Source organism: Thalassobaculum salexigens DSM 19539, from assembly GCF_000423805.1.
GTDB lineage: Bacteria > Pseudomonadota > Alphaproteobacteria > Thalassobaculales > Thalassobaculaceae > Thalassobaculum > Thalassobaculum litoreum.
Window position 1 is genome coordinate 22,853 of sequence record NZ_AUIR01000012.1, and the last position, 15,443, is coordinate 38,295.

General features: G+C 63.7%; 15 protein-coding genes. 7 read left to right on the plus strand and 8 right to left on the minus strand.

The window, feature by feature from the left end:
- Positions 1 to 14: 14 nt before the first annotated feature.
- The 4 genes from G578_RS0100125 to G578_RS0100140 all read right to left on the minus strand — a co-directional run bounded on the left by G578_RS0100125 (position 15) and on the right by G578_RS0100140 (position 3,827).
- Positions 15 to 533, minus strand: a complete 519-nt coding sequence (locus G578_RS0100125) for a PAS domain-containing protein (RefSeq protein ID WP_051243383.1) — start codon at positions 531 to 533, stop codon at positions 15 to 17.
- Positions 534 to 631: 98 nt separating this feature from the next.
- Positions 632 to 1,528 (minus strand): LysR family transcriptional regulator, encoded by an 897-nt coding sequence (locus tag G578_RS0100130; protein WP_028792528.1) that lies wholly within the window; start codon positions 1,526 to 1,528, stop codon positions 632 to 634.
- 106 nt (positions 1,529 to 1,634) lie between these two features.
- The gene (locus G578_RS0100135) at positions 1,635 to 3,095 is read right to left on the minus strand and encodes a DegQ family serine endoprotease (protein WP_028792529.1); all 1,461 of its coding nucleotides are present in this window, start codon (positions 3,093 to 3,095) and stop codon (positions 1,635 to 1,637) included.
- A gap of 177 nt (positions 3,096 to 3,272) precedes the next feature.
- Positions 3,273 to 3,827, minus strand: coding sequence for a PAS domain-containing protein (locus tag G578_RS0100140; RefSeq protein WP_028792530.1), 555 nt, complete (start codon positions 3,825 to 3,827; stop codon positions 3,273 to 3,275).
- A 296-nt stretch (positions 3,828 to 4,123) separates the two neighbouring features.
- Here G578_RS0100140 and G578_RS0100145 point away from each other — a divergent pair, with 296 nt between their 5' ends.
- Positions 4,124 to 4,921 carry an SDR family NAD(P)-dependent oxidoreductase gene (locus tag G578_RS0100145; RefSeq protein ID WP_028792531.1) on the plus strand — a complete coding sequence of 266 codons (798 nt, stop codon included), beginning with the start codon at positions 4,124 to 4,126 and terminating at the stop codon, positions 4,919 to 4,921.
- A 40-nt stretch (positions 4,922 to 4,961) separates the two neighbouring features.
- On the opposite strand, the gene G578_RS0100150 is transcribed toward G578_RS0100145, so the two are convergent.
- A complete protein-coding gene (locus G578_RS0100150; RefSeq protein ID WP_084618575.1) occupies positions 4,962 to 5,507 on the minus strand; it encodes a PAS domain-containing protein in 546 nt (181 codons plus the stop codon).
- 132 nt (positions 5,508 to 5,639) lie between these two features.
- Between G578_RS0100150 and G578_RS0100155 the strand changes: the two genes are divergently transcribed.
- Complete coding sequence (locus G578_RS0100155; protein ID WP_028792533.1) at positions 5,640 to 6,407, plus strand: phytanoyl-CoA dioxygenase family protein; 768 nt, start codon at positions 5,640 to 5,642, stop codon at positions 6,405 to 6,407.
- Positions 6,408 to 6,417: 10 nt separating this feature from the next.
- Here G578_RS0100155 and G578_RS27990 read toward each other — a convergent pair whose 3' ends face one another.
- A complete protein-coding gene (locus tag G578_RS27990) occupies positions 6,418 to 6,918 on the minus strand; it encodes a PAS domain-containing protein (RefSeq protein ID WP_156907150.1) in 501 nt (166 codons plus the stop codon).
- 235 nt (positions 6,919 to 7,153) lie between these two features.
- On the opposite strand from G578_RS27990, the gene G578_RS0100165 reads away from it, so the two are divergent.
- The 5 genes from G578_RS0100165 to G578_RS29810 all read left to right on the plus strand — a co-directional run bounded on the left by G578_RS0100165 (position 7,154) and on the right by G578_RS29810 (position 14,165).
- A complete protein-coding gene (locus G578_RS0100165; protein ID WP_028792534.1) occupies positions 7,154 to 9,901 on the plus strand; it encodes a chemotaxis protein CheW in 2,748 nt (915 codons plus the stop codon).
- A 147-nt stretch (positions 9,902 to 10,048) separates the two neighbouring features.
- Positions 10,049 to 10,993 carry a 3-hydroxyacyl-CoA dehydrogenase gene (locus G578_RS0100170; RefSeq protein ID WP_028792535.1) on the plus strand — a complete coding sequence of 315 codons (945 nt, stop codon included), beginning with the start codon at positions 10,049 to 10,051 and terminating at the stop codon, positions 10,991 to 10,993.
- Positions 10,994 to 11,000: 7 nt separating this feature from the next.
- On the plus strand, positions 11,001 to 11,501 hold the full coding sequence (locus G578_RS23920) for an acyl-CoA thioesterase (protein ID WP_051243392.1): 501 nt from the start codon (positions 11,001 to 11,003) through the stop codon (positions 11,499 to 11,501).
- A gap of 247 nt (positions 11,502 to 11,748) precedes the next feature.
- On the plus strand, positions 11,749 to 12,627 hold the full coding sequence (locus G578_RS0100180; protein ID WP_028792536.1) for an IS1595 family transposase: 879 nt from the start codon (positions 11,749 to 11,751) through the stop codon (positions 12,625 to 12,627).
- Between the two features lie 1,391 nt (positions 12,628 to 14,018).
- Positions 14,019 to 14,165, plus strand: a complete 147-nt coding sequence (locus G578_RS29810; protein WP_169400798.1) for a hypothetical protein — start codon at positions 14,019 to 14,021, stop codon at positions 14,163 to 14,165.
- Between the two features lie 70 nt (positions 14,166 to 14,235).
- Here the strand turns inward: G578_RS29810 and G578_RS28865 are convergent, their stop codons facing one another.
- Both G578_RS28865 and G578_RS29290 read right to left on the minus strand, forming a co-directional pair.
- Positions 14,236 to 14,733, minus strand: a complete 498-nt coding sequence (locus G578_RS28865; protein ID WP_084618576.1) for an ImmA/IrrE family metallo-endopeptidase — start codon at positions 14,731 to 14,733, stop codon at positions 14,236 to 14,238.
- The gene (locus G578_RS29290) at positions 14,717 to 15,178 is read right to left on the minus strand and encodes a hypothetical protein (protein ID WP_156907151.1); all 462 of its coding nucleotides are present in this window, start codon (positions 15,176 to 15,178) and stop codon (positions 14,717 to 14,719) included. The genes G578_RS28865 and G578_RS29290 overlap by 17 nt, the downstream gene beginning before the upstream one ends.
- Positions 15,179 to 15,443: the final 265 nt, after the last annotated feature.

Genomic DNA, 15,443 nt, shown 5'->3' on the forward strand with positions numbered 1-15,443 from the left:
CGCCGGGCGCGGCCCTACTTCGCCGAGCCGAACACCATTGCACCAATGAACCGGTCCACAGTCCTGCCGTCATCCGCCAGGGGAAGCAGCAGGGTCTCGTAGGACTTGTGCTCTTTGTCGAGCCAATCGACGACGCCCCAGACCCGGACCGGCCGCTGGGAATCGCGGACCTGGCTGTAGAGGTCGAGCCCGGCCGGCCCGAACACCTCACCGATCCGGCGGCCGGTATTGTCGCGGCCGACATGCTCGGTGATCTCGGTGCCGATCAGGGTGTAGCGGAAGTCGTCGATCTCCGGCTCGACCTGCGCCACGAAAAGCCAGCCAAGGCAGTCCCGCATGTCCAGCGGATCGAAATCGCGACGCGCCGGGAGCATTCCGTGCCGGCATTTCGATTGCCAGGTCTGCAGCAGACCCTGAAGCATCGGGTCGATCAGGGAGACGGTCCAATCCCACTCTCCCGGTTTCGGCGGGACGGCCGATCCCGCGTCGTCGGCGATACCGCGCACACCGGGGCGGACGGATCTGGTAACCATCGATATGCCCTTCTGGGATCAAAATTACGATCCGGTCCGATCTTTCTATACGGCAAACCGACCTGCGCGACAACCAGACCAGGAGCGCCGTATTCCCGCTACGGCGCCAACGGGTCGGGATAGCCCTTCGCCGCTTCCAGCAGCATCTCGACCAGCGGCGACATCGGCTCGCGGTCCAGCGCGACGACGCCGATCATGTGCTCCACCACCGGCTCCACCAGCGGAATCGCCCGGAGGCGCGCCCCCTCCCCGACCACCCGGGTCAGGGCCTCGGGCAGCACGCTGACCAGGCCGGCGGTCTGCACATAGGCGCAGAGATTGATCACCGAATTGCTCTCGATCTCCGGATGCGGATGGCAGCCGGCTTTGGCGAAGGCGCGGTCGATGATCCGCCGGTTCTGCATGTCCGGGGTCAGCGCGCAGAGCGCGTGTTCCGCGGCTTCGGCCCAGGCGACGCTGTCGCGGCCGGCGAGCGGATGGTCCTCGCGCACCACCAGCCGGTAGCGCTCGCGGTACAGCGGCTGCGAGGAGGTGATGTCGATCGGCTCGCTGTCGAGATAGGTGATACCGGCATCGATGGAGAACTCCGCCAGATGCCGCTCGATGTCCTTTGAGGATTGCGAGCGGATGCTGAAGGTGAGCTTCGGAAAACGCCGGCGCAGCAACTCGGTCAGCGGCGGCACGGCGGCCAGCGCGGAGGGAATGACGCCGAGCACCATCCGGCCCTCCGGCGCACCGGACAGGGCGGAGAGGTCGTCGCGCAGGCTGTCGCAATCCTCAAGGATGCGCTGCGCCCATTTCAGGATGTGCTGGCCCTCGTTGGTCAGGCCGATATAGCGCTGGCCGCGCAGCACGATGGGAACGCCGAGCTCATGCTCGAGCTGGCGGATGCGGCCGGACAGGGTGGGCTGGGTGATCCCGCAGGCCTCGGCGGCGCGGGTGAAATGCTGCTCGCGGGCGAGCGCCACGAGGTACTGGAGCTGTCTGATATCCATGGACGCGACGCTCCGGCACGACGCGAAAGGGTCGCGCACCGCTCGGGGTGAAAGGGCCGCACACCGCTGGGGATACACGGTGCACGGCCCTAAAGGTGCCGGTAACTTACGCGTCGCGCAACGGCACCGCCACGTAGCGCTGCTGGCCGTCACGCCGGACCAGCAGGAGCACGGACTTCTTGTGCCCGGACTTCGCCGCGTCGATCGCGGCCCGGGCCTCCTTCGCATTGGCGACCTGCGACTGGCCGACCGCGGCGATCACATCGCCGGGGCGCAGTTCGGCGGCGCCGTTCGGCGCGATGGAGAGCACGACGGCACCCTCCTCCTGGTCGCCCAGGGTCACACCGAGCGGTGCGACCTCGAGACCCTCGGCGTCGGGAGCGCCGGTGGTCGCCTCGGCCATCTGCTCGGCCTTCGGAAAGGAACCGACCTCGACCGCCAGGTCGCGGCCCGTGCCGTCACGCCAGACGGTCAGGTTGGCGCTCTCGCCCGGATCGACGTCGGCCACCGCGCGGGTCAGGTCGCGGACCTCCGTGATCGCGGTGTTGCCGAAGCGCAGGATGACGTCGCCCGCCTTCAGGCCCGCCTGGCCGGCCGGACCCGTGGGGTCGACATCGGCGACCAGCGCGCCGTCCTCGGAGTTGAGGCCCAGGCTGTCGGCGATCTCCGGCGTCACCGGCTGGATGCGCACGCCGATGAAGCCGCGCTCCACCGAGCCCTTCTCCAGGATTTCGGCGACGATCGCCCGGGTCTGATTGGCCGGCACGGAGAAGCCGAGGCCGATATTGCCGCCGTTCGGCGAGAAGATCGCCGTGTTCATGCCGACGACCTTTCCGTCGGTGTTGAACAGCGGGCCGCCGGAATTGCCGCGGTTGATCGCCGCGTCGACCTGGATGAAGTCGTCATACGGACCCGCATTGATGTCGCGGCCACGGGCCGAGACGATGCCGGACGTCACCGTCCCGCCGAGACCGAACGGGTTGCCGATGGCGACCACCCAGTCACCGACCTCGAGCTGGTCGCTGTCGCCCCAGGGGAGCGTCGGCAGCGGCGTGTCGCTGGAAACCTTCAGCACGGCGATATCGGTCTTCGGGTCGCGTCCGACCAGGGTGGCGTCGAGCTCGGTGCCGTCGTCCAGCACGACCGTAATCTCCTCCGCCCCGTCGATGACGTGGTTGTTGGTGACGATCGTGCCGCCGGCGTCGATGATGAAGCCGGAGCCGAGGCCGCGCGCCTGACGGGGCGCCTGCTGCTGACCCATCGGCGGCTGGCCCATCGGCGGCTGACCGCCGAAGAACTTGTCGAAGAAGTCGTGCAGCGGATGGCCCGGCGGCAGCTCGGGGATCTGCTGGCCGCCGACCTCGGGACTGCCGCCGGCGGTCTTGGTCAGCACGGTCACGACGGCCGGCTTGGCCTTCTTCACCAACTCGGAGAAGGAGCCCGGAAGCTCGCCATGGGCATGGGCGACGCTCGGGGCGAATATCGGCTGGGCGATCATCGGTGCGGCGACCAGCGCGGTCGCCAGAAGTGCGGCGCGCAACCCTGCGCGCGTCCGTGAACGGGTCATCAAGACTACCCTCCATCGATTTGTTGAGCGGGGCGACGTCGGGCCGTTGCGTCAACGCCGCCTTCGCCGTCGATGGCATAAGTAGGGGCCGATCTGTTCAGGACGCGGACCGAGATGAGGCAATTTCGCGGCAGATGTGGCCGCGAGGTGTCAGATCGCGCGCCAGCGGGGGCCGGATCAGCGCCGCTGACAGAAATGCTCGGCCACGCCGAGCAACCGGTCGGCGGGCCCGCCACGCTTGGTCGTCATCGGCATGACAATGGTCTCGTACCAGTGGCGCGACCCGCTCTTGGTCAGATAGGCGATGCGCTGCACGGCGGGGACCGCGGCATTGCTCGCCAGCGTATAGAGCCGGATCAGTGTCGCCTGACTGCCCTGACCGGCGATATCGGAGAGCCTGCGGCCGGTATTGTCCGCCGCGGTATGGGAAACGACATCGGTGCCCACCAGCCGATAGCGGAAGTCGGCGACCTCCATCGGACCGGGTCCCTCCGTCGACAGCACATCCACCAGATACACATAAGGCAGGATGCCGGCCAGCGCCTCGGCCTTCAGGTCGTCGGCCAGCGGGAGCGCGCCCTCGCAGCAGGCCGCTGCCCAGGCGGCATGGCCGCGGGCGACGATCGGCGAGACCAGGGTGGGCTCACCGACCACCAGGTGACCGGAGTTCTCCGCGATCGACTCCGCCGACGGGTGGCGGCGCAGCGTGGAATGAAGGGGGCCGACTGCCATTTGGATTCTGCCACGGTGAGTTCGCCCGAAACCGCGCGGGCCGGGCGTCCTAGCGCAGAATGGATGTAAATGGTTATCAAAACCCTTACGCAGACTCCTCTTGTTCCACCGCAGACCGGGCACGGGTCTGCTCGCGCTTTACAGCAAATACCTGCCAGAAACCGCCCGAATACTATGGAAGATTGAAAGGTCTTCAAGAAAGACATCGGATGGTGACGCAGCGGTCGACTGCGCTAGGCTGCTGCGATCCGGAGCCAACAGCACCGAACACCAACAGACGTTACAGGGAGCACCGCATGGACCTCGACCTTTCAGGCAAGACCGCCCTCGTCACCGGCTCCACCCGCGGGATCGGCCTGGCGACCGCAAAGGGACTTGCCGCCATGGGGGCGGAAGTCGTCGTCAACGGCCGCAGCGAGGGACCGGTCGCCGAGGCGGTGGAAGCAGTGCTGAACGCCGCCCCGGGTGCCGTTGTCCACGGCCAAGTCGCCGATCTCGGCACCGCCGAGGGCTGCGCCGCCCTGATCGAGGCGGTCCCCGGCGTCGACATCCTGGTGAACAATATGGGGATCTACGGTCCCAAGCCGTTCTTCGAGATCGAGGATGCGGACTGGCAGGAGATGTTCGACGTCAATGTGATGAGCGGCGTGCGGCTGACCCGGCATTACCTGAAGGACATGCTCGACACCAAGGACTGGGGCCGCGTGGTCTTCGTTTCCAGCGAGTCCGGCATCTACATCCCCAAGGAGATGGTGCATTACGGAATGTCGAAGAGCGCCCAGCTGGTGATCGCCCGCGGCGCGGCCGAGGCGACCAAGGGCACCAACGTCACCGTCAACTCCGTCCTGCCCGGCCCGACCTGGGTGGAAGCCCAGCACGACCGGCTGACCGCGCGTGCGAAGGCGCAGGGCACGACACTGGAGGCGCTGACCTCCACCATGTTCACCGAGCGCCGGCCCGCCTCGCTGATCCAGCGCTACGCCACGCCGGAAGAGGTGGCGAACATGATCTGCTACGTCTGCTCCAAGGCGTCCAGCGCCACCAACGGCGCGGCCCTGCGGGTAGAAGGCGGAATCGTCACCAACCCGTTCTGACGCCCGGCCCGCTCTGGCTCCCGGCACGGCGGACCGGAGGTTACAGTTCGGCGACAGGTATCCGCAGCACGGCCGCCGGCATCGCCACAGAGGTATCGACACCGCTGGCGATCCGGTCCGTGCGCCGGTCGTACAGGCTGGTGCCGAGCACGGAGTCGACCTCGCCGTCGCGCGACCGCATCGGAAGGACCAACCGCTCGACCCGATGGACGAAATGCGGGTCGGGCAGGTTCTCGGTCGCGCTGTAGAGAATGGCCGGTTCGCTGCGCGCCCGTGCCCAGCGGCCCGCCAGCGTCGTGCGGTGTTCTGGACCGACGATTTCGGTCAATGTCCGGCCCTTGATCGAATTGCCCCAAACGGCGTTCACCTCTTCGCCCGCCAGCTCGCAGATGTAGTCGCCGCGATCCGGCGCCATCCGGTAGATCCACACGAATGCCAGCATTCGGGAGATGGTGACAGGATCGAAGGCGGCACGATCAGCCACCGGATGGTCGCCGCGGGCGGCGAGCCAACCGTCGAACAGCTCGAAAATCCTGGGATCGGCTTGGGGAATTCGCGCCCGCATTCTCGATGACGGATCGCTCATGCCGGCCCCGTGCCGGCAAGCACCGACGGGTATTGCTTCGGGGTCACTGTCCGGAAGATCATTGCATTCAACACATTGATGTCCGCGAAGAAAACCGCCGCGAGGAAAACCGCGGCACAGGAGGAGGCGGTTATGTTGACCGAAACCGAGATCGCTCACTACCACGACAAAGGTTACGTGTTTCCTAAATACCGCCTGCCGCCGGACACCCTGCAGGCGATCCGCGACGACCATGACCGTCTGCTCGCGCGCCATCCGGAGTTCCGCGACAACTGCCCGGATCTACTGACCTTCGACAGCGGCTTTCTGAACTACGCGCGCGATCCGGCGATCCTCGACATGGTCGCCCAGCTCATCGGTCCGGACATCGCCCTTTGGAACATGAGCTTCTTCGCCAAGCCGGCGCTCAACGGCAAACGCACGCCGTGGCACCAGGACGGCGCGTACTGGCCGATCCGCCCTCTGGCCACCTGCACCGTCTGGATCGCGATCGACGACGCCACGCCCGAGAACGGCTGCATGCGCTTCATCCCCGGCTCCCACAAATCGAAGGATCTGGCGCCCCACGACCTTAAGAAGGACTCGTCGGCCACCCTGAGCCAGGAGCTTTCGGCCGGCACCTTCGACGAGGCCGAGGCAGTCGATGTCGCGCTGGAGGCCGGACAGATCTCGCTGCACGATGTCTACCTCTATCACGGCTCGGAGGCGAACGCGTCGCCCAAGCCCCGGCGCGGCATGACCCTGCGGCTGATGCCCACCTCCTCGTTCTACGACCGCGAGCTGGCGCGCCGGGCGGCCGAGGAGCGCGGCGACTACGATCAGTCGGTGCGCAGCCTGTTCCTGCTACGCGGCGAGGATCGGACCGGCCGCAACGACTTCCGGGTGCGCCCTCTGGCCTGACCCGACCGCCTCAGAACTGCCTGGGCGGCGAGGCGGAGCGCTCGGTGAAGTCGAGCACGATCAGCAGCATCGACACCCTCTCCCCGTCCTCCGACAGGGGGAGGATCAGACGCTCGATATCGTAGATCTGACCGCCGAGGTTGCGGTACCGGTGATCGGAACAGACCGGGCGCGCGTCGGCGGCGGCGGCGCTGTATTCCCGGAGGATCTCGTCCTGGGCCTCGCCAAAATCGATCTCGTCCAGATACCGGCCCGTATAATCGCGGCCGAACTGGTTCACGATCCAGGTTCCGACCAGCCGAACCCTGAGGCGACCGCTCGGCGGAATGACGTCGATCAGGATCAGATTCGGCAGCAGCGCGGGGATGTCGATCGGATCCAGGTCGGCGCGGGCCGGCATCGCCCGGTCGCCGCACTTGGCCCGCCAATAGGCGTGCACCTCCTGCAGGAGCGGCGATTGGGCGTCGGCGACCGGTTTGATCTTGTTATCGAGACGATCGCCGTTGTTCATCACATCGCGCTGCCAATAGCCAATCACGTCGATACGGGATGCGCGACCGGCCAGGGTCGCCCCCTTGGTCAGGCCGCCTGACGTCAGCCCCCGTCCAGCTCTTCGACGTCATTTTACACAAGGATATTCGAGCATCTCAATTATTGGCCCGCAGCAGGGCCTGCGTTAACCTTTTCTTTGAACTCTGGTGGCAAACAGGTATTGCGTTTGCGTATTACGACAGGGGTCAGGGACCATGGACGAGCTGCTGAGCGAATTTCTCACCGAGACGGCGGAAGGACTCGCCGAACTCGACGTTGAAATCGTCAAGCTGGAGCAGAACCCGAACGACGCGGGTCTGATCGCCAGCATTTTCCGGATCGTGCACACGATCAAGGGAACCTGCGGCTTCATCGGACTGCCCCGCCTCGAGACCGTGGCCCATGCGGCCGAGAACGTGCTCGGCAAGTACCGTGACAAGGAACTGGAGGTCACGCCGACCTCGGTGACCGTCATTCTCGCGTCGCTCGACCGGATCAAGAGCATCCTGGCCCATATCGAGCAGACCGAGCAGGAGCCCGAGGGCAGCGACGAGGACCTGATCGCCCAGCTCAACGAGCTCGCCGAGGGTCGCACCCCGGACGCCGTCGCGGCCACCCCTGCCACATCCACCCCTGCCACCGAACCCGCACCGGAGCCCGAGACCGCCGCCGACGCAGGCGTTGAGAACGCCGACGAACTGGACGCCCCGATCCCGGGGGCAGAGGTCATCGGCAACCGCCCGGGCGAAGTTCCGCTGGACGAGCTGGAGCGCGCCTTCATGGAAGCGCCCGGCCCCGAAGAGACATCAGGCGCCGCCGATCCCGAGCCCGACCTGCCCGCGGCCCCGCCGTCGGTCCCGGCCATTGCCGATAAGGCACCGGAATCCGCCGCCACGGCCGAGGCGATGCCGATCGCCGAGAGCAAGGCCGCCTCGCAGAACATCCGCGTCAATGTGGATCTGCTCGAGAACCTGATGACCATGGTCTCCGAGCTGGTCCTGACCCGGAACCAGCTGCTGCAGATCGCCCGCAGCAACGGCCGCGAGATCGAGGGCTTCAGCGTCCCGCTGCAGCGCCTGAGCCAGGTGACGTCCGAGCTGCAGGAAGGGGTGATGAAGACCCGCATGCAGCCGATCGGCAACGCCTGGTCGAAGCTGCCGCGGATCGTGCGCGACCTGGCGCACGAACTGAACAAGAAGATCGAACTGGTCATGCAGGGCGCTGACACCGAGCTCGACCGTCAGGTCCTTGAGATGATCAAGGATCCGCTCACCCACATGGTGCGCAACTCCGCCGATCACGGCGTCGAGGACCCCGCCACCCGCCTCGCTTTCGGCAAGTCGGAGACCGGCCATGTCCGCCTGAACGCCTATCACGAGGGCGGTCACATCATCATCGAGATCGCCGATGACGGTAAGGGCATCGACCCGGAAAAGATCCGTGCCAAGGCGATCGAGAAGAACGTGGTCAGTTCGGCCGATGCAGCCAACATGTCGGATCAGCAGATCCTGCAGCTGATCTTCAAGGCCGGCTTCTCCACCGCGGAGAAGATCACCAGCGTGTCCGGCCGCGGCGTCGGCATGGACGTGGTGAAGACCAATATCGAGAAGATCGGCGGCACCGTCGACCTCACCAGCCAGGTCGGCAAGGGCTCGGTCTTCAAGATCAAGATCCCGCTGACCCTGGCCATCGTGTCGGCTCTGGTCGTCGCCTCCTCCAGCGAGCGCTTCGCCATCCCGCAGCTTTCGGTGCTGGAGCTGGTGAAGACCACCACCGACGGCCCGAACCGCATCGAGACGGTGCAGGGCACCCGGGTGATGCGCCTGCGCGACCGCCTGCTGCCTCTGGTCTCGCTGCGCGACCTGCTGCGCCTGGACGAGGGCAAGGAAACGCCGGAAACCACGGCGGAGACCTTCGTCGTCGTCATGCAGGTCGGCACCTATTCCTTCGGCCTGCTGGTCGACAAGGTCTTCGACACCGAGGAGATCGTGGTCAAGCCGGTGGCCCCGGTGCTGCGCGACCTGACCGTATTCTCCGGCAACACCATCCTCGGCGACGGCTCGGTGATCATGATCCTCGATCCCAACGGCATCGCCCAGGAGACCGGCGAGGTCATCGTCCCGGATCAGGCCGACTACGACGAGAGCGACGAGTTCGACGTGTCGCTGGAAGAGCAGACCCTGCTGCTGTTCAAGTCCGGCAATGACGGCCCCAAGGCGGTGCCGCTGTCGCTGGTCGCCCGCATCGAGATGCTCGACCTGAAGACGGTGGAGCATTCCGAAGGCCGCCCGCTGGTGCAGTATCGCGGCGCGCTGATGCCGCTGGTGATCTGCAAGGGCGCCGCTCCGCTGGAGCGCGAGGGTCAGCGCCCGGCCCTGGTCTTCACCGACGACGGCCAGTCCATGGGCCTGGTGGTGGACGAGATCCTCGACGTGGTCGAGGACCGGATCAACGTGACCATCGCGCCGGACGGCGCCGGCATGATGGGCTCGGCGATCATCAAGGACAAGGCGACCGACATCGTCGATGCCGGCTTCTACCTGACCGAGGCCTTCGGCGACTGGTTCCGCCACTCGCGCCAGGGCAAGGAGAGCACCAGCAAGCGCCGTCTGCTGCTGGTCGACGACAGCGCGTTCTTCCGCAACCTGATGACCCCGCTGCTCGCTACCTCCGGCTACAAGGTCGTACCGGTCGATAGCGCGCAGAAGGCCCTCGACCTGTGCGAGCAGGGGGCGAATTTCGACCTGATCGTCACCGACATCGAGATGCCGGACATGGACGGCTTCACCTTCGCCGAGAAGCTGAAGGAGACCTCCTGGGCGGATACCCCGGTGGTGGCCCTGTCGTCGCGCACCTCCGAACAGGATCTGGAGCGCGGCCATCAGGTCGGCTTCGCGGACTACGTGGCGAAGTCGGATCGCGAGGCCCTGCTGGACGCCCTGCCGGAGCTGCTCAAGGAGTAGTCCTTCGGCCCTCTCCAAACCGATCAATTCGGGCGCCCTCGTGGCGCCCGTTTTGTTTTGCGGGCCGGTCGTCACACCTTCCCGCCGCCGTCGGCCGGCGGCTAGACTGCGGCCAACGCCACGAAGAAACTCACCTGAGGGAACGTCATGCCCGAGACCTTTACGGTTGCCGGGGCCGGCCTGATCGGCCGGGCCTGGGCCATCGTCTTCGCCCGCGCCGGCCATTCCGTGCGCCTGTGGGACGGCAATCCCGAGGCGCTGGCCGCCTCGCTGCCGCTGCTGCGCGCCAATCTGGACGACCTGGAGGCCCAGGGCCTGATCGACAGCGCCGAGGACGTGGCCGCTCGTGTCACCGCCGTGGACACGCTCGGCGATGCCCTGGAGGGCGCGCGCTGGATGCAGGAATGCATCGCCGAGACGGTGGAGGCCAAGCGCGGCCTGTTCGAGGAGGCCGATCGCTATGCCGAGCCGGACGCCATCCTCGCCTCCTCGTCGTCGTCCATCACCGCCTCGACATACACCGAGGCCCTGCCCGGCCGCCTGCGCTGCCTGGTCGCCCATCCGGTGAACCCGCCCTATCTCGTCCCCCTGGTGGAGCTGTGCCCCGCCCCCTGGACCGACCCGGCGGTGATCCAGCGGGCACGTCAGGTCATGGATTCGGTCGGCATGGTGCCGGTAGCGGTGAACAAGGAGGTGGAAGGCTTCGTGCTGAACCGCCTGCAGGGCGCGCTGCTGGCCGAGGCGTTCAAGCTGGTCGCCGACGGGGTGATCTCCACCGACGACCTGGACAAGACGGTGAAGGACGGGCTCGGCCTGCGCTGGTCCTTCATGGGGCCGTTCGAGACCATCGACCTGAACGCCCCCGGCGGCGTGGCCGATTACTGCGCGCGCTACGGCGGCATTTACGAACGCCTTCAGGCCGAACAGGCGGAGGTCCGGGTCTGGGACGCCGACACGGTCAAGAGGATCGAGGGTGAGCGGCGCAAGGTGCTGGGCGCGGACGATCTCGCCACCCGCCAAGTCTGGCGCGACCGCCGGCTGATGTCCCTGCTGAAGCACAAGCAGGCCGCCACCGACGAATTCGGCGGCTGACGGCGCCATGAGCGACGCCCTGGACACCTCACCGGCGGCGGTGCGCCGCCGGCTGACGATCTCCGACGCCGACCGCGCGGCCTACGGCATCCCCGAGGACTGGCACTCGGGCATGGCCCGGCTGGTGGAGTGGTCCGACGTGGACGCCTTCGCCCATGCAAACCACACGGCTTTCCTGCTCTGGTTCGAAGCGGCCAGGAACCTGTACCTGGAATCGGTCGGCATTCCGCGCCACGCGGTCGACAAGCCGGGGCCGGTGATGATGAGCCTCACCACCCGCTACCTGAAGCCGCTGGCCTATCACGACCCGGTCTTCGTCACCGCCCGGGTGAAGTCGATGCGGCGCACCTCCTTCGTCATGGAGTATGCCGCCTGGGGCAAGGACGGCTGTGCCTGCACCTGCGAGGCGCTGCTGGTGCTGATGGTCAATTCAACCGGAGAGAAGGTGGCGATCCCCGACGACGTCCGCAGCGCAATCAAAGAGTTGGATAACGCGGTAGAAATATGATGTTAAGGGATTTTTTTGAAGACCATGTAAGACCCGACTTTGAGGCATGGAATTCGGAAAAGGCCAACCAACGCCTTGCAAAACACCTTGCGAGCAACTTAAACAACATGGCGGCAAGGACATGGAGTTACTGGAAAAAATCACACCCCATAAATATTAACCATACTTCAAGCGAAGGAAAACGGGATTATCCCCTTGAAGCAAGTACGCTGACTTGCTATATACAGGGTGTCGATAGGAAGCACCCATGTCCGAGAAGTTCACAGTTCGCGATTTCTTCAAGCGGTTCCCGGACGATGACGCGTGCCTGCACCACATCATGGAAGTCCGCTACGGTCTGCGTCACACCTGCGAGGCTTGCGGCGTAGACAGCACGTTCCACCGGATCGCCAAGCGCAAGGCTTATGCCTGCGCCGCCTGTGGTGCTCACCTGTACCCCTGCGCCGGTACGATCTTTCAGGACAGCCGCACGTCTCTGCAGCTGTGGTTCTATGCCATCTTCCTGTTCGTCACGACGCGCCACGGCGTCAGCGGCAAGGAACTGGAGCGTCAGCTTGGCGTCACGTACAAAACGGCCTGGCGCATGGGCCAGCAGATCCGCCAGCTGATGGAACAGGCCGAAGTCAAAGACCTGTTCCGTGGCCACGTCGAACTGGACGAGGCTTACATTGGCGGTCGTCGCTCGGGCGGTAAGCGCGGTCGCGGTGCGCCGGGTAAGACCATCGTCATGGGCGTTGCCGAGCGAGGTGGTCGTGTCCATGCCCGTGTGATCCCGGACATCAAGAAGGCCACGCTGCGCGGTGTCGTTGCCGACAAGGTTGAGGGCGGTTCGCTCGTCTCCACCGACGAACTGATGTCGTATGGCTTACTGGACGGCGACGGCTTCAAGCACGTTGCGGTCAAGCACGGCGCCAAAGAGTGGGCTCTGTACGACTACCGGACGGATGCGGTGCATCACGTCAACACGGTCGAGGGCTTCTGGAAGCTGTTCAAGAACTCCATTCGCTCGACGCACACTCACGTCTCGCGGAAGTACATGGATCGCTATCTGAACGAGTTCACGTTCCGCTCGAATCATCGCCAGATGCAGAACGCGATGTTCGATCTGCTGATTGGGGCTGTTTGACAGCCGTGGCAACCAAGCGATCAAAATCTGCAGCATCGGCAACAACGCCTCGGGCTTCCTCCTGTCGGATGAAGTCCTCCAAGCGTCCCGCGTCCAAGGCCTCGCGTAAGGATAACTGTTCGCGTTCCATCACCAACCAATGCCCTCTCGTCTTTGTCGAGTGGGAAGATAGTGCGCAACCTACACCAAATTGGCGCTTCTTGTCAGACTTTGTCGAGAAGCGTCCAATCCGTTGTGTGTCGGTCGGATGGTTAATTTGCAACAACGACGACGTTACGTGTGTCGCCGCGAACGTCGGAGACGTGCAAAATCACGAAAATCTGCAAATCTCCGGGGTCATCGAAATTCCTCGAAGAGCAGTACTAAGGCTTGTCGAGCTCAAGGGACCAGAAATTCACTGATTCCAAAAATCGCGCAGAATCGCCGAAACTGTTCAGCACACGCGAATCTGCGTTTTGAGTTTCTCTGCTACATATAGAGCCGGGAACGTCAAGAGAACATGGCGATTCGAGTCGGCCCTCCCGAGTCAAGATAAATTTCACCTAGTCGTCAATGTTATCTGGTCCGTTGTGTTTGACTACTGGACGGGCTAGGCGTATACGTGACGCTATGAGCAACGATGTCCTCAGCCAGATGATCGAAGAGCGGCAGTCCCGCAGAGCACAGCACTTGGCTGCAGCTGAAGAGCTTGCTGTCGAGATCCGCGCGCTTATCGAAGCGCGGGAGAAGACTTCTCAGTCGGATGCCTTTAGGGAGCTTTCCGCAGTCGGCGACGTGGCGCCCAATGAGGGAACGTCTGATGTCGTCAGGGGAGTTCGAAAAAGAACCCGGCCGCTAAAGCCCGTGTGGAGACGCATCCTTCGATACATCGGCAGGCGTGATAAGACATCCCTCGATCAGATCATGCGATACTCCGAACAGCACAACCTTGGGATTAACCGTAATACGCTCCGATCCCAGGTATCCATTTATACGTCCGCCGGCTGGCTGGAGCGTGTTTCGGAGGGGGTCTTCCGGCTGACTGAAGCTGGCGCCAAAAAGTGCGAGAGTCATACTGATAATGAACCGCCCGACGATGATTCGTCGGGCGGTTCCAATGGAGGTGAGGCTGAGCGGGTTTCCGCTACCTCAACACCAGTTCGGCGAGAACTGCTGTCCACAGCGGCTCTGCCGATATTCGCCGGAATGGGAAGCGCTGCAACGCTCCCGATTCCAAATCGCAACCCCCGTTCCCGTCGGTAGGGTGAAAGGAGGAAGCTGTGTGGCAAGCAGCCCGGTTGTTATAGGCCGCTTGTCCGCTGGGTCGGGGGCACAGCCCTCGGCCCTTCGGACAAGGTACTGGAATCCCTCAAAACTGTCCAATTAATTCGGCAGAAAAGGAGATCCGACCTATGCCGAAGAAGCAGTCCAGCCCGAAGGTGTCGACCTTGGCATCTAAGGTGCTGAGCGGGGCGAAGAATCCCACGCCGACCGAAACTCGCCGCCTCGCGGCGTCCGTCCTGAGTCAGGACGAGAAGAAGGGACAGGGCAAGAAGTAGCCCCCCGTCTAGAGCAACAAAAGACGAAGCCCCGTCAGCAATGGCGGGGCTTCTACGTTTCAGGAAGACGCTAGTCCGATGCCCGAAGGCCCAAGGTGTACAGCTTGATTTTCATCGCCGCTGGCGACACGTCGAATATCGCCGCAAGCTCGCGATAGTTGTCATTGACCTTGTCGTAGAGCTTCGTGATTTCCCGGCTTGGCATCAAAAGATTGGCGGCAAACCGATTGGCTTGAACTTCATGAGCATTGGTGAGTGGGGCAGATGGATTGTGGCGACCTTCCGGGCCAAAAAGTCGATCTAAGTGCCCATGTTCATTAATTAGGTCGCGGTGCATTAGGTAGTGGCCTAATTCATGCGCCGCCGTGAAACGCCGCCGCTGTGGTCCTTCAAGCTCGTTCACCACAATGTGGTACGCGTCTCCATTGACGGTGATGCGTCCAGAATCACCGTCTGACATCTGCGCTTCTTCGTATTCGATATCGAGTGCGCGAATCAGCGCTATAACATCTACAGGATGTTCCGACGCAAACCGCTGAACAATTTCCATTTCATCGGGATGAACCATTGTCCTCTCCCTGGTCTAAGGCGTTACGTAAGTCCGCAACATCGTTTTGGCTAGCCCCATCAGACGCAAATTCATTCCATTCTGCAGCAGAACGACGAACGAGTGGCGGGATAATTCGGTTCGCTTCCTGTCTAGCGACCCTTGCTGAGACCAATTTCGCGACATGCGAAGCCATTTTTGAAGCCGCCTCGGCTGCGGCCTGCTCTGCAACTTCGGCGGCAACTTCTCGCGCTTCTTTTTCTGCGATGCTTCGAAAATAACTGAACGAGATCAAACTCACGATGATCAGAAACACTGTCAGCACGGTTAACAGCATTGTTGCGAAATCCAAGCGCCCAAGCTGCAACGCCATCTGAAGCGAATCTTTGTATTGATACGACTGGTTGGAGTAGCCAACGACTGTGATGGCTGGAATCAACCAAAACAGCATGATGACTACGGCCACCGCGCAAGCGCAGAGAAGGCTTAGAAGAGCTACACGCAAAACCACCCCCGTAGATGTGTAAACGCTACGGTGGGTTACATCGGGCCGTCAATCGCTCTCGTTCCTAATTCAGCTAATGGGGGCGCTTGGAGATTACGTAACACCCAGCAGTCTGATCAGATCAGCAGCCGCATGGGCCAACAACGGGCACGACATCATCCCATGCGTTAAACCCGGGTTTATTGATCTCACGTGAGATCAAATTGTTGCATCTACCAAATTATTA

Excerpts from the sequence above, each read along its gene's own strand:
- G578_RS0100180 (WP_028792536.1), top strand. The coding sequence starts at position 11,749 with ATGTCCGAGAAGTTCACAGTTCGCGATTTCTTCAAGCGGTTCCCGGAC.
- G578_RS0100170 (WP_028792535.1), top strand. The coding sequence starts at position 10,049 with ATGCCCGAGACCTTTACGGTTGCCGGGGCCGGCCTGATCGGCCGGGCC.
- G578_RS0100165 (WP_028792534.1), top strand. The coding sequence starts at position 7,154 with ATGGACGAGCTGCTGAGCGAATTTCTCACCGAGACGGCGGAAGGACTC.
- G578_RS0100135 (WP_028792529.1), bottom strand. The coding sequence starts at position 3,095 with ATGACCCGTTCACGGACGCGCGCAGGGTTGCGCGCCGCACTTCTGGCG.
- G578_RS28865 (WP_084618576.1), bottom strand. The coding sequence starts at position 14,733 with ATGGTTCATCCCGATGAAATGGAAATTGTTCAGCGGTTTGCGTCGGAA.
- G578_RS0100130 (WP_028792528.1), bottom strand. The coding sequence starts at position 1,528 with ATGGATATCAGACAGCTCCAGTACCTCGTGGCGCTCGCCCGCGAGCAG.
- G578_RS0100125 (WP_051243383.1), bottom strand. The coding sequence starts at position 533 with ATGGTTACCAGATCCGTCCGCCCCGGTGTGCGCGGTATCGCCGACGAC.
- G578_RS27990 (WP_156907150.1), bottom strand. The coding sequence starts at position 6,918 with ATGAACAACGGCGATCGTCTCGATAACAAGATCAAACCGGTCGCCGAC.
- G578_RS0100150 (WP_084618575.1), bottom strand. The coding sequence starts at position 5,507 with ATGAGCGATCCGTCATCGAGAATGCGGGCGCGAATTCCCCAAGCCGAT.
- G578_RS0100155 (WP_028792533.1), top strand. The coding sequence starts at position 5,640 with ATGTTGACCGAAACCGAGATCGCTCACTACCACGACAAAGGTTACGTG.
- G578_RS29810 (WP_169400798.1), top strand. The coding sequence starts at position 14,019 with ATGCCGAAGAAGCAGTCCAGCCCGAAGGTGTCGACCTTGGCATCTAAG.
- G578_RS0100145 (WP_028792531.1), top strand. The coding sequence starts at position 4,124 with ATGGACCTCGACCTTTCAGGCAAGACCGCCCTCGTCACCGGCTCCACC.
- G578_RS0100140 (WP_028792530.1), bottom strand. The coding sequence starts at position 3,827 with ATGGCAGTCGGCCCCCTTCATTCCACGCTGCGCCGCCACCCGTCGGCG.
- G578_RS23920 (WP_051243392.1), top strand. The coding sequence starts at position 11,001 with ATGAGCGACGCCCTGGACACCTCACCGGCGGCGGTGCGCCGCCGGCTG.